Below are 12,099 nucleotides of genomic sequence, written 5' to 3'. Positions count from 1 at the left end.
ACTCACCTGAGTGAGTGAGAATGTCAAGGTGCTCCAGCAATTGTTCAGCCCCTCCGTCCAGCACACGCTGGACCTCGTCGGCATCTTCGTCTTTGCGATATCCGGCGCGCTGCTGGCTGTCCGCAAGAACTTCGACGTGTTCGGCATCGCCGTGCTCGCCGAGGTCACGGCGCTGGGCGGAGGGCTGTTCCGCGACGTGGTCATCGGGGCCGTGCCCCCGGCCGCGTTCACGGACCTGGGGTACTTCCTGACCCCGCTGCTCGCCGCCCTGCTGGTCTTCTTCCTGCATCCGCAGGTGGAGCGCATCCAGGTGGCCGTCAACGTCTTCGACGCCGCGGGCCTCGGCCTGTTCTGCGTCGCCGGGACGACCAAGGCCTACGACTACGGCCTCGGCCTCACCGCGAGCGCCGCCCTCGGCCTCGCCACGGCGGTGGGCGGCGGTGTGCTGCGCGACGTCCTCGCCAACGAGGTGCCGTCCCTGCTGCGCTGGGACCGCGATCTCTACGCGGTCCCGGCGGTCGTCGGCGCCACCATGGTCGCGCTGTGCATCCGCTACGACGCGCTGACCCCGCTGACCACCGGGCTCGCGGTCGTCACCGCTTTCGCGCTCCGGCTGCTGGCGATGCGTTTCCACTGGCGAGCGCCGCGTGCCTGGAACCGTCGGTCGACGGTCGCCGAGGAGTAGTCCCGGCGGTGCCCGTGCCGTTCATCTGCTGGGTGAGCCAGGTGAACACATACGGGATCTGCGGCCGCCACAGCGCCATGCTGTGCCCGCCCGCGCTGCGCGGGATCAGCACCGCGCGCACCACGGTCGGGGGCTTGGCGATCGCCTCCAGCGCGGCGGCCGCCTGGTAGCCGTCACCGAGCTGGCCGGACAGGTAGATGGAGACGTGCGGCGGGGTGGGCCGGCCCTTGAGCAGGAAGTAGGGGTTGTTCTCCCGGCGCAGCTGGGGGGTCTTCGCGGCCAGCGACTTGCGCTCGCCGATCGGGTCGTTGTAGCCGGACAGGCTGATCGCGGCCCGGTAGCGGTCGGGGTGCGCGGTCACCAGCTTGGCGGCGCAGTGGCCGCCCGCCGAGTAACCGGCCGCCGCCCAGCCGTTCGGCGCGGGCTCGGCGCGGAAGTTGTCCGTCACCATCTTCGGCACGTCGATGCTGAGCCAGGTGTCGGCGTTCACGGCGCCGGGGACGTTGGCGCAGCCCGTGTCGACCTTGGCGATCAGGTTGGTGCGCGGCGCCACCAGGATGAAGGGGGCCACCTGCCCGGTGCGCATCAGCGGCAGCAGCTGCTCATGGGCCTTGAGCGAGCCGAACCAGGCCTTGGCCGAGCCCGGGTAGCCGGAGAGCAGCTCCACGACCGGGAACTTCTTGTTCTTGTATGCAGGCTCGTTGTACTGCGGCGGCAGCCAGACGTAGACCTCGGCGTCGACGCCCGACACCTGGCCCTTGAGCTGGGTGACGCGCACCCCGCCGGCCGCGCGCATACCCGGTCCGTCCGCCTGGCTGAAGTCCTGGTGGACCTTGGGCAGGGCCTTGATCTGGATGCCGCCGGTGCCGTCCTTGCCGAGGTCGGCGGCCTGGCTGACATGGTTGCCGGTGCCGAGCAGATCGGACCAGTTGTCGTACAGGCTGTTGGCGTTGTTCACCAGGACGAAGACCAGGGTGACCGCGGTGGCCTGGGCGAACAGCAGCATCACCACCCGGGAGGCGTGGCGCAGCAGCACCGGGCCGCGGATCCGGGACCACAGGGCCAGCGGCAGGATGAGGGCGATCGTCACAAGGACGATCGACGTGAGAAGGAACGGCGTCCCGGTCAGGCTCATCGGCTTGGCGGCACTTCCTGTGAACGGGCAGGCTGGGCTGTTACGTCTTCTCAGAGGGGATCCGGGGGCACTCGGTCACGCACACGTGCGGACACTTACCTGGAAATTGCCAAAACCTCACCTGCGGAGGGTGAGATCCGGACAGGCGTTCTAGGAGCTGTCACGCGTTTGAAACAAGCCAAAGCTACCGCTTAGTAATTACCTGTTGTACCGTTCCCGTATGGCAGAAGCAGCGATCGCACAGGCCGCACCGGCCGCCATCGGCGACAGCGAGTTCGACCGTGACACCGCGGTCGTCCTGCGGGAGCCCGGGGTCTACGACATCGACCTCTCCGCCGGCTGGACGATCCTCGGCGCCGTCAACGGCGGCTATCTGCTCGCCGTCCTCGGCCGCGCCCTGGCCGACGCGCTGCCGCACCCGGACCCCTTCACCGTCTCGGCGCACTACCTCACCGCCTCCCAGCCGGGGCCCGCGGTCGTCCGCGCCGACGTGGTGCGCACCGGCCGCACCCTCTCCACCGGCCAGGCGTCGCTCTTCCAGTACGACGACGAGGGCCGCGAGGTCGAACGCATCCGGGTCCTCGCCTCCTACGGCGACCTGGACTCCCTGCCCGAGGACGTACGGACGACCGCGCGGCCCCCCGCCATCCCGCCCCTGGAGCACTGCTTCGGCCCCGAGGACGGCCCGGGCCCCCTGGCCGGTGACTCCGCGATCACCGACCGGCTGATGATCAAGCTGGATCCGGCCACCCTGGGCTGGGCCCTCGGGGCGCCGTCCGGCAAGGGGGAGATGCGGGCCTGGTTCGGGCTGGCCGACGGCCGCGCCGCGGACCCGCTGTCGCTGCTGCTCGCGGTGGACGCGCTGCCGCCCACCGCCTTCGAGATGGGAATCCTCGGCTGGGTGCCCACCGTCGAACTGACCGTCCATGTGCGGTGCCGTCCGGCGCCGGGACCGCTGCGGGTCTCCATCACCACACGCAACCTCGCGGGCGGCTTCCTGGAGGAGGACGCCGAGGTCTGGGACAGCAGTGACCGCCTGGTCGCCCAGTCCCGCCAGCTCGCCCGGGTACGGCTGGGCTGACACCCCGGGCCGCCGACCCCAGGGTCCGCCGGTCCCGGGTCCGCCGGTCCCGGCCGCGGCCCGTCGGCTTCGAGGTGCTCGGGCCTCCGGGCCGTAGCTCCCCAAGCCCTCAGGTCTCCGAGCCCTCAGGACTTCCAGTGATGGCGGCCGATGCTGATCAGCCGCAGCCGCTGGGCCGCCGTCCTGGCCACCCGGTCCCGCTCCTCGGCGGGGCCCTCCATCGCCTCCAGGAACTGGCACGCCGTCGCCAGCATCTGGTCGACATACAGACCGGCGAGCATCAGCAGATCCTCCTCGCCCCAGCCCGCGGACTCGCGGTGCCCGGCGAGCGCGACGGCCACCTCCTCGGTGAAGCGCGCCAGTTGGGCCCGGATCTCCTCGCGCACCGGCTGGACACCGCCGTGCCGCTCCCGCGCGATGAACCGCACGTGCGCGGGGTACGCGTCGACATGGCGGGCGATCAGGTCGACGGCGCGCGCGATGCGCTCGTCGCTGTCCCCGGCCTGGGCGACCGTGGAGTCGATCATCGGATGGAGGCTGCCGAGCGCCGCCTGCACCAGTTCCACGCCGAGATCGGCCGTCGAGCGGAAGTGCCGGTAGAAGGCGGTCGGGGCGACCCCCACCGCGCGGGTGACCTCGCGCAGGCCGAGGCTGCTCAGGCTCTGCTCCTCCAGCAGCCCGAGTGCCGCGTCCAGCAGGGCCTGCCGGGTCTTCTGCTTCTGGGCCTGCCGGATGCCGAGGGTGTGACTCATACCATGCAGTTAACAACTGTTCTCTGGAATTGAAAAGCCATGAGGGGCGTTAGACTGGGTAGTCAGTGAACGACTGTAACTACAACCGTTCACCGAAACGTAACGAGAGAGGCACACCTCGGAGGGGGATCTCATCCCATGCTGTTCCTCGTCGCCGCACTGCTGCTGCTGGGGACCGTCCTCGGCGTCGTGGCCCAGGTCCCGCTGCCCGTCACGCTCGCGCTCGCGGCCTTCATCGCCGCCTGGCTCGTGATCTTCGCGATCCGCGAACGGCACGGCCGCCGGCGGCAGACATCGGCCCACTGACCGCCGTACGCCCACTGACCGCCGTACGTCATCCGACCGTCGGGAGATGACCGCACCATGAACCTCACCGCGACCCGCACCGAGAGCACCGAGAGCACCCGGACCCCGGTCGACGAGCGTCCCGCCGTCCCGGCTGCCGAGCACCCCGCCGGGAGCAGCCCCGCCGCCCCGGCGCGCCCCACCGGCACCCGCGACGCGGAGGGCATGGCCGTGGCGTCCTTCGTGCTCGGCCTGCTGGGGCTCCTCGTCCTCAATGTCTTCCTCGGGCCCGTCGCCATCGTGCTGGCCTCCCTGGCCCTGTGGCGCGGCACCCGGCGGCGCGGCCGGGCCCTGCTCGGCCTCGGGCTCGGCATCGCGGACCTGGTGGTCCTGGCGACCGTGATGCAGCTGCACCACACGGTGTCCTGGAGCCTGTAGGGGCGCAGGCACCCGGTGGCCGGAAGGGCCCCGGCCGTACCGCCGTACGGGCCCGGCCCGCGCCCCGCCCGGAAAACCACCGGCCATAGAATTGGCCCACCATGGCTTACCTCGATCACGCCGCGACCACCCCGATGCTCCCCGAGGCGGCAGAGGCACTGACCGCCCAGCTCGCCGTCACCGGCAATGCCTCCTCGCTGCACGCATCCGGCCGCCGCGCGAGGAGAACCGTCGAAGAGGCCCGCGAGACCCTCGCGGAAGCCCTCGGCGCCCGCCCCAGCGAGATCGTCTTCACCTCCGGCGGCACCGAGGCCGACAACCTCGCCGTCAAGGGCCTGTACTGGGCCCGCCGCGACACCGACCCGGCCCGCACCCGGGTGCTGGCCAGCCCCGTCGAACACCACGCGGTCCTGGACGCCGTCCACTGGCTCGGCGAGCACGAGGGCGCCACCGTCGAGTACCTGCCCGTCGACTCCCACGGCCGCGTCCGCCCCGAGGCCCTGCGCGAGGCCATCGCCCGCAACCCCGACGACGTCGCCCTGGCCACCGTCATGTGGGCCAACAACGAGATCGGCACCGTCATGCCGGTCCGCGAACTGGCCGACATCGCGGGCGAGTTCGGCATCCCGCTGCATGCCGACGCGGTCCAGGCCTTCGGTCAGGTCCCGGTCGGCTTCGAGGCGTCCGGCCTCGCCGCCATGACCGTCTCCGGCCACAAGATCGGCGGCCCCTACGGCATCGGCGCGCTGGTCCTCGGCCGCGAGTACAGCCCCGTGCCCGTGCTGCACGGCGGCGGCCAGGAACGCCATGTGCGCTCCGGCACCCTCGACGTACCGGCCGTCGCCTCCTTCGCCGTCGCCGGACGGCTCGCCGCCGCACAGCGCGAATGGTTCGCCCGCGAGATCGGCGCCCTGCGCGACGCCCTGATCACCGCGGTGCGCACGGCCGTCCCGGACGCGCTGCTCGGCGGCGACCCGGTGGACCGGCTCCCGGCCAACGCCCACTTCACCTTCCCCGGCTGCGAGGGCGACTCGCTGCTCCTGCTGCTCGACGCGCAGGGCATCGAGTGCTCCACGGGCTCGGCCTGCACCGCCGGGGTGGCCCAGCCCAGCCATGTCCTGCTCGCCACCGGAGCCGCCCCGGACCTCGCCCGGGGCACCCTCCGCTTCTCCCTCGGCCACACCTCCACCCGGGCGGACGTGGACGCGGTCGCCAAGGCGATCGGGCCCGCGGTGGAGCGGGCCCGCAGCGCCGGACTGAGCTGAGCCGCCCGCGACCCGCGGCGGTCCGGCCCGGGCCGCCCGGGCGCGGTCGGTACCGGCCCCGGACACTCGCGAGCCGGGGCCGTCGGACGCCCCGTACTCTTGAAGGGCTATGACTGACATCCCGCAGCGCCCCCTCCGTGTCCTCGCCGCCATGTCCGGCGGAGTCGACTCCGCCGTCGCCGCCGCCCGCGCCGCCGAAGCGGGCCACGACGTGACCGGCGTCCATCTCGCGCTGTCCGCGAACCCGCAGTCCTTCCGCACCGGCGCGCGCGGCTGCTGCACCATCGAGGACTCGCGCGATGCCCGCCGCGCCGCGGACGTCATCGGCATCCCCTTCTACGTGTGGGACCTCGCCGAGCGCTTCCGCGAGGACGTGGTCGAGGACTTCGTCGCCGAGTACGAGGCGGGCCGCACCCCCAACCCGTGCCTGCGCTGCAACGAGAAGATCAAGTTCGCCGCGCTGCTGGACAAGGCGCTCGCGCTCGGCTTCGACGCGGTCTGCACCGGCCACTACGCCAAGGTCGTCACCCTCGACGACGGCACCCGCGAGCTGCACCGCGCCTCCGACATGGCCAAGGACCAGTCCTACGTCCTCGGTGTGCTCGACGAGAAGCAGCTGGCGCACGCGATGTTCCCGCTCGGCGACACCCTCACCACCAAGGACGAGATCCGCGCGGAGGCCGAGCGCCGGGGCCTCGCGGTCGCCAAGAAGCCCGACTCGCACGACATCTGCTTCATCGCGGACGGCGACACCCAGGGCTTCCTGGCCCGGCGGCTCGGCCGGGCCGAGGGCGACATCGTCGACGAGTCCGGCAGCAAGGTGGGCACCCACGAGGGCGCGTACGGCTTCACCATCGGCCAGCGCAAGGGCCTGCGGATCGGGACCCCGGCGCCCGACGGCAAGCCGCGCTACGTCCTCGACATCTCGCCGGTCACCAACACCGTCACGGTGGGCCCCGCGTCCGCCCTGGACGTCACCGCGCTGACCGCGGTCAAGCCCCGCTGGTGCGGCACCGCCCCGGCCGGACCCGGCACCTACACGGCCCAGCTCCGCGCCCACGGCGGCGAGACGGAGGTGACGGCGGAGCTGTCCGACGGCGAGCTGCGGGTCACCTTCACCGAGCCGGTCCGCGGCGTCGCCCCCGGCCAGGCGATCGTCCTCTACGACGACACCCGCGTCGTCGGCTCCGCGACCATCGCCGCCACCACCCGCGCGACGGCGGGCGCCGCGTAACAGGCCCGACGAGCCCCGGGGCCAGCGAGCCCCAGGGCCCAGCGGACCCCAGGGCCCAACAAGCCCCGGAAAAAGGGCCGTTCGGCCCCGGGCGCGCGGGACCGTCGGCGGTGCCCCGCGGCACTCGCGGCGTGATGTCCTGCCAAGGCGCCCCGTCCGGACCCCGGCGGCGGCGCCGACGTCACCCCGGAGCCGACAGGAAGCCGCCGCGATGCCCCGCCCAGCCGTCCCAGCCCCAGCAGCCCGTGCCCTGACCCGGTGCGCCGCCACCGTCCGCGTCCCGGCGGTCACCGCGGCCGTGGTCCCCGTGAACCGGGGTGTCAGGGGCGCCCGGGCGACGGGCGGGGCGGAAGCCCGCCGATGAACGACGACTACCACGCCCTCCTGGCCCGCCGGGAGGCCATGCGGCTGCGCGACCGGCTGCTCTCACCCGCCCCCCGCGGGGGAGGGCCGCGCGGCTCCTCCCCGGCGGTCACGGGGCCCGCCGGGCCCCCGGAGATCACCGGACCCCGCAGCCGTGCCCGCGACGGAGCCGCCGACCAGCGGCTGATCACCCGCGATCTCGCGCACGTCACCCCGTTCGCCGAGTTGATCGAGCACCTCTACGACGCCATGTTCGAACGGCACCCGTATCTGCGGCAGTTGTTCCCGGAGGCAATGGAGTTCCAACGGGCCCATCTGGGACGGGCGTTGTGGTTTCTGGTCCAGCACCTCGACCACCCCGAGGAGCTGACCGCCTTCTGCGTCCGGCTGGGCCGCGACCACCGCAAGCTCGGTGTGCTGCCGGTGCACTACGAGGTGTTCGCCGAGGCCCTCACCGAGGCGCTGCGGCGCTGTTCGCGCGGACGACTGGGCGCCGACGCGGAGGCCGCATGGCTGCGCATGGTGCGGCGCGCCGCGCAGGCCATGGTCGACGGAGCACACGCGGCGCTCGCCGAACCGGCGTCCTGGACCGCTACGGTCACCGCCCACCGGCGGCACCGCCAGGACCTCGCCGTCCTGCGGGTGCGCCCCGCCGAGCCGTTCCCGTGCCGCCCCGGCCAGTACGCCACCCTCCAGTCCCCGCTGCTGCCGCACGCCTGGCGACCGTACTCGGCGGTCGTCCCTCCCACGGCCGACGGCGAACTGGAGTTCCATGTGCGGCGCACCGGACCCGGCGGTGTGAGCGACGCCCTGGTGGCGCGCACCGCCGTCGGTGACACCCTGCGGCTGGGCCCCGCGCAGGGCACCACCACCCTGGACGACCCCCTCACCCGCGATGTGCTGATCGTGGCGGGCGGCACCGGCTGGGCGACCGCGCGGGCCCTCCTGGAGGACCTGGCCGCCCGCCGGGCACCGGGCCGCAGCGCCCAGCTGTTCCTGGGCGCCCGCGACGCCGACGACCTCTACGACGCGGCCGTGCTGGCCCGCTGGGAGAACCGCTGCCCCTGGCTGCGGGTCGTCCGGGTGATCGACGACGGCCCCGGCGCGGCCGCCCGCGCCCCCGTCGTCGAGGCGCTGACCCGCCACGGCCGCTGGGGCGGCCACGACGCCTACCTCAGCGGTCCGCCCGCCCTGGTGACCGCCGCGGCCCGCAGACTGACCGCTCTCGGCCTGCCACCGGAGCGGATCCACCACGACCCGGTCACGGAGACCGTGCCGGTCGCCCTCCCGCCCTGGCAGGCGGGCGCATCGGCATGAGGCCGCCCGGCGGGGGCTACGCCCCGAAGAACTCCGCCAGTACCGGCGCCAGCACCTGGGGCTCCACCATGTGGTCCTGGTCCGGCAGCACGCAGTACGTCCCCCGGGGCACCGCCTCCGCCACCGCCTCGGCCGCCCGGCGCAGCCACTCGGGGCTCGCGCCGCCCGCGACGGACAGCACGGGCACGGTGAGCCGGGCGAGCCGCTCCCGGGGCACGAGCCCACCGCCCAGCACGGCGTCGTCGTGGGCGAGAGTCGGCGCGATCGCCTCCATCGCGGCCCACATCGGCGACCGGCGGGCGTTCGCGATCATCTCCGGGGCCAGGCCGGTGAGCGCGAGGAACAGTTCCACCGCGTCACCGCGCCGCCCCTGCCCGAGCGCCTCGCCGAGCCGGGCGGTGTACTCGGCGCGTTCCCGTACGCCGCCCCCGTGGTCGGCGTACGGCGTCTCGTAGACGGCGACCCCGTGCACCGGCAGCCCGCTCGCCGCCGCCTCCAGGGCGAGCGCGCCCCCGGAGGAGATGCCGTAGAGCCAGGCCTCGCCGCCCGCCGCCGCGATGAGCGCCGCGAGGTCCTCGACCTCGCGGGCCACCGCGTACGGCTCGGTGTCACCGCTCGCCCCGCGCCCCCGGCGGTCGTAGACGACGGTGTCGAAGCGGTCCGAGAGGCGCGCGGCCAGGGGTGCCACCGTGGCGCCCGTGGACATCGCGCCGCTCACCAGGACGACGGCAGGGCCCCGCCCGGTGCGTTCGTAGGCGATGCGGGTGCCGTCGTGCGAGATGGTCTGCTTGTCCATGCCCCGAGACTGCCGCCAGGGCGCGGCGTCCGCCGGTTACGACACCTCCACTTCGTAGAAGCAGAGGTGGTCCTTGATGGCGGCGACGTCCGGCTTGGGGTCCGGGTACGCCCAGACGAGATCGGCCGCGCCCGGCAGCGACCAGTAGGACGCCGTGCCCTTGAAGGGGCAGTGGGTGTGGGTGCCGGACGGCGTCAGCAGATCCAGACGGACGTCCTCGGCGGGGATGTAGTACCGCGGCGGGCAGCCGGTCTCGCGCAGCACCAGGGCCCGGCCGCTGTCCGCCAGGACCTCTCCGTCGTGCACCGCGCGCACCCGGCCGCCGCCCTGCTCGATGGTGATCGTGTGTCCGTTGCTCATACCGGGGAAAGCGCCTGCGGGCCCCCGGTTCTTCCCGCGTACCGTGGGCGCCATGAACATCTGTGTCTTCCTCTCCGCCGCCGACCTGCCCGACCACTACACGCGCCCTGCCCGTGAGCTGGCGGAGCTGATCGGCAAGGGCGGCCACACCCTGGTGTGGGGCGGCTCCGACGTCGGCCTGATGAAGGTGGTCGCCGACGGGGTGCAGGAGGCGGGCGGCAGGCTGGTGGGCGTCTCCGTGCGCTTCCTCGCGGACCGGAGCAGGGCGGGCACCGACGAGATGGTCGTCGCCGAGGACCTCGGCGAGCGCAAGAGGCTGCTGCTGGAGAAGGCCGACGCGGTCGTGATCATGGTCGGCGGCACCGGGACGCTGGACGAGGCGACCGAGATCCTGGAGCTGAAGAAGCACGGGCACACCGACAAGCCGGTGGTCCTGCTGAACACGGCCGGCTTCTACGACGGGCTGAAGGAGCAGTTCCGGCGCATGGACGAGGAGGGCTTCCTGCCCCGCCCGCTCACCGAGCTGGTCTTCTTCGCCGAGGAGCCGGTGGGGGCGCTGGCCTATCTGGAGGAGTCGTTCGGGATCGGCTAGCGCCGGGTGCGAGCATGGCGGACATGGCAACTCATGTGATCACCGGGGCGGGTTCCGGCATCGGCGCGGCCGTGGCCCGCCGACTGCACGCACGGGGCGACTCGCTCGTGCTGCACGCGCGCGACGCGGGCCGGGCGAAGGAACTGGCGGCCGACTACCCGGGGGCGACGACCCTGGTGGGCGACCTTTCCGACCCGGACAAGCTGTCCTGGGCGTTCTCCCACCAGAGCCTGCCGGACCGGGTGGACTCCCTGCTGCACATCGCGGGCGTGGTCGACCTCGGCCCGGTGGGCGAGCTGACCCCCAAGTCCTGGCGCCACCAGCTGAACGTCAATCTGGTGGCCCCCGCCGAACTGACCCGCCACTTCCTGCCCCAGCTGCGCCTGGCCCGCGGCCATGTCGTGTTCGTGAACTCCGGTGCGGGACTGAACGCGCACGCGGACTGGTCGGCGTACGCGGCCTCCAAGCACGGTCTGAAGGCCCTCGCCGACTCCCTGCGCCACGAGGAGCACGCGAACGGCGTCCGGGTCACCTCCGTCTACCCCGGCCGCACCGCGACCCCGATGCAGGCCAAGGTCCATCAGCAGGAGGGCCGGCCCTACGACCCGTCCGGCTGGATCGACCCCGAGTCCGTCGCCACCTCCCTCCTGATGTGCCTGGACCTGCCGAGGGACGCGGAGGTCAACGACCTGACGGTACGACCGGGCACCTGACCCGGGCGCCCCACGGCGGGGCCCGGCCCGGGGACGGCCCGGGCCCGGAAGGGCCTACGCTGCACGGGTGAGTGAAGACAGCCAGTTCAGGTTCGGTGCCGCCACCGGAATCGGGTCCATGCCGGGCGGCGACGCCCGGGAGGCCGCCAAGACCGTCGCCGGAAGCCTTGAGGACTTCCCCTTCCTCGCCGAGCTGCCCGCCCGGGGCCCCGGCGCGGACATGATCGGGCGCACCGCCGGGATGCTCGTCGACCTCTACGTCCGCCTGGAGCCCAGCGGCTGGCGCTTCGGGGACCGGCCCGGCCGGGACACCCGGCGGGCCCGCGCCTGGCTGGGCGAGGACCTGGACGCCCTGGAGGAGTTCACCCAGGGGTACGAAGGACCGCTGAAGGTGCAGGCGGTGGGCCCCTGGACGCTCGCCGCCGCCCTGGAACTGCGCAACGGCGAGGCCGCGCTCTCCGACCCGGGCGCCTGCCGCGACCTCGCGGGCTCCCTGGCGGAGGGGCTGCGACTGCACCTCGACGAGCTGCGGCGCCGGGTGCCGGGCGCGCGGCTCGTGCTCCAGCTCGACGAGCCGTCCCTCACCTCCGTCCTGCGCGGCCAGGTGAAGACCGCCAGCGGCTACCGCACCCACCGGGCCGTCGACCGCCAGGTCGTCGAGGCCACGCTGCGGGACCTTCTCCGGGTGCACACCGACGGCCCGGTCGTCGTGCACTCCTGCGCCCCGGACGTGCCCTTCGCGCTGCTGCGCCGGGCGGGCGCCACCGCCGTCTCCTTCGACGTCTCGCTTCTCACCGAGCGTGACGAGGAGGTGATCGGAGAGGCCGTGGAAGGCGGTACCCGGCTCTTCGCCGGAGTGGTGCCGGGCACCGACGGCCCGTTGTCAGACCCTGCCGGTAGCGTCATGGGGGTCAGGACGCTGTGGCGCAGGCTGGGGCTGCGTCCGGGGCTTCTCGCGCAGGCGGTCACGGTCACTCCGGCGTGCGGGCTCGCGGGCGCCTCCCCGGACTACGCCCGCCGGGCGCTCGCCCACTGCGTCCGGGCGGCGAGATCCCTCGCGGACAACCCAGAGTAACGGGAGGA

The 12,099-nt window shown here is 73.4% G+C and carries 14 protein-coding genes; 10 read left to right on the top strand and 4 right to left on the bottom strand.

Features of this window, described 5'->3' with window-relative positions; all coding sequences use genetic code 11:
- Positions 1-28: 28 nt before the first annotated feature.
- Positions 29-685: a trimeric intracellular cation channel family protein gene (locus tag ACIHAA_RS17390; protein ID WP_399818029.1), complete on the top strand. Its 657-nt coding sequence runs from the start codon at positions 29-31 to the stop codon at positions 683-685.
- On the opposite strand, the gene ACIHAA_RS17385 is transcribed toward ACIHAA_RS17390, so the two are convergent.
- Positions 594-1,820, bottom strand: a complete 1,227-nt coding sequence (locus ACIHAA_RS17385) for an alpha/beta hydrolase (RefSeq protein WP_399817885.1) — start codon at positions 1,818-1,820, stop codon at positions 594-596. The genes ACIHAA_RS17390 and ACIHAA_RS17385 overlap by 92 nt on opposite strands.
- Positions 1,821-2,040: 220 nt before the next feature.
- On the opposite strand from ACIHAA_RS17385, the gene ACIHAA_RS17380 reads away from it, so the two are divergent.
- Positions 2,041-2,901, top strand: coding sequence for a thioesterase family protein (locus ACIHAA_RS17380; RefSeq protein ID WP_399817884.1), 861 nt, complete (start codon positions 2,041-2,043; stop codon positions 2,899-2,901).
- Between the two features lie 125 nt (positions 2,902-3,026).
- On the opposite strand, the gene ACIHAA_RS17375 is transcribed toward ACIHAA_RS17380, so the two are convergent.
- Complete coding sequence (locus tag ACIHAA_RS17375; protein ID WP_399817882.1) at positions 3,027-3,653, bottom strand: TetR family transcriptional regulator; 627 nt, start codon at positions 3,651-3,653, stop codon at positions 3,027-3,029.
- A gap of 138 nt (positions 3,654-3,791) precedes the next feature.
- On the opposite strand from ACIHAA_RS17375, the gene ACIHAA_RS17370 reads away from it, so the two are divergent.
- The 5 genes from ACIHAA_RS17370 (at position 3,792) to ACIHAA_RS17350 (ending at position 8,555) form a co-directional block, all read left to right on the top strand.
- Positions 3,792-3,959, top strand: a complete 168-nt coding sequence (locus tag ACIHAA_RS17370) for a hypothetical protein (RefSeq protein WP_399817880.1) — start codon at positions 3,792-3,794, stop codon at positions 3,957-3,959.
- A gap of 204 nt (positions 3,960-4,163) precedes the next feature.
- Positions 4,164-4,376, top strand: a complete 213-nt coding sequence (locus ACIHAA_RS17365; protein ID WP_399818027.1) for a DUF4190 domain-containing protein — start codon at positions 4,164-4,166, stop codon at positions 4,374-4,376.
- A 101-nt stretch (positions 4,377-4,477) separates the two neighbouring features.
- Positions 4,478-5,641 carry a cysteine desulfurase family protein gene (locus tag ACIHAA_RS17360; protein WP_399817878.1) on the top strand — a complete coding sequence of 388 codons (1,164 nt, stop codon included), beginning with the start codon at positions 4,478-4,480 and terminating at the stop codon, positions 5,639-5,641.
- 109 nt (positions 5,642-5,750) lie between these two features.
- Positions 5,751-6,875, top strand: coding sequence for a tRNA 2-thiouridine(34) synthase MnmA (mnmA, locus tag ACIHAA_RS17355; protein ID WP_399817876.1), 1,125 nt, complete (start codon positions 5,751-5,753; stop codon positions 6,873-6,875).
- A gap of 360 nt (positions 6,876-7,235) precedes the next feature.
- On the top strand, positions 7,236-8,555 hold the full coding sequence (locus tag ACIHAA_RS17350; protein ID WP_399817874.1) for a globin domain-containing protein: 1,320 nt from the start codon (positions 7,236-7,238) through the stop codon (positions 8,553-8,555).
- 16 nt (positions 8,556-8,571) lie between these two features.
- On the opposite strand, the gene ACIHAA_RS17345 is transcribed toward ACIHAA_RS17350, so the two are convergent.
- Complete coding sequence (locus tag ACIHAA_RS17345; RefSeq protein ID WP_399817872.1) at positions 8,572-9,351, bottom strand: alpha/beta fold hydrolase; 780 nt, start codon at positions 9,349-9,351, stop codon at positions 8,572-8,574.
- 36 nt (positions 9,352-9,387) lie between these two features.
- Positions 9,388-9,711 carry a DUF427 domain-containing protein gene (locus ACIHAA_RS17340; RefSeq protein WP_399817870.1) on the bottom strand — a complete coding sequence of 108 codons (324 nt, stop codon included), beginning with the start codon at positions 9,709-9,711 and terminating at the stop codon, positions 9,388-9,390.
- A 52-nt stretch (positions 9,712-9,763) separates the two neighbouring features.
- Here ACIHAA_RS17340 and ACIHAA_RS17335 point away from each other — a divergent pair, with 52 nt between their 5' ends.
- The 3 genes from ACIHAA_RS17335 (at position 9,764) to ACIHAA_RS17325 (ending at position 12,091) form a co-directional block, all read left to right on the top strand.
- On the top strand, positions 9,764-10,303 hold the full coding sequence (locus tag ACIHAA_RS17335) for a TIGR00730 family Rossman fold protein (protein ID WP_399817868.1): 540 nt from the start codon (positions 9,764-9,766) through the stop codon (positions 10,301-10,303).
- 14 nt (positions 10,304-10,317) lie between these two features.
- Positions 10,318-11,016 carry an SDR family oxidoreductase gene (locus ACIHAA_RS17330; RefSeq protein WP_399817866.1) on the top strand — a complete coding sequence of 233 codons (699 nt, stop codon included), beginning with the start codon at positions 10,318-10,320 and terminating at the stop codon, positions 11,014-11,016.
- A gap of 67 nt (positions 11,017-11,083) precedes the next feature.
- The gene (locus tag ACIHAA_RS17325) at positions 11,084-12,091 is read left to right on the top strand and encodes a methionine synthase (RefSeq protein WP_399817864.1); all 1,008 of its coding nucleotides are present in this window, start codon (positions 11,084-11,086) and stop codon (positions 12,089-12,091) included.
- The last annotated feature ends 8 nt before the right edge of the window (positions 12,092-12,099 follow it).

The sequence above is a fragment of the Streptomyces sp. NPDC052040 genome (genome assembly GCF_044548405.1).
Lineage (GTDB): Bacteria > Actinomycetota > Actinomycetes > Streptomycetales > Streptomycetaceae > Streptomyces.
Note: the sequence above shows the minus strand (reverse complement) of the source record. Positions and strands in the feature narration are given on the sequence as shown.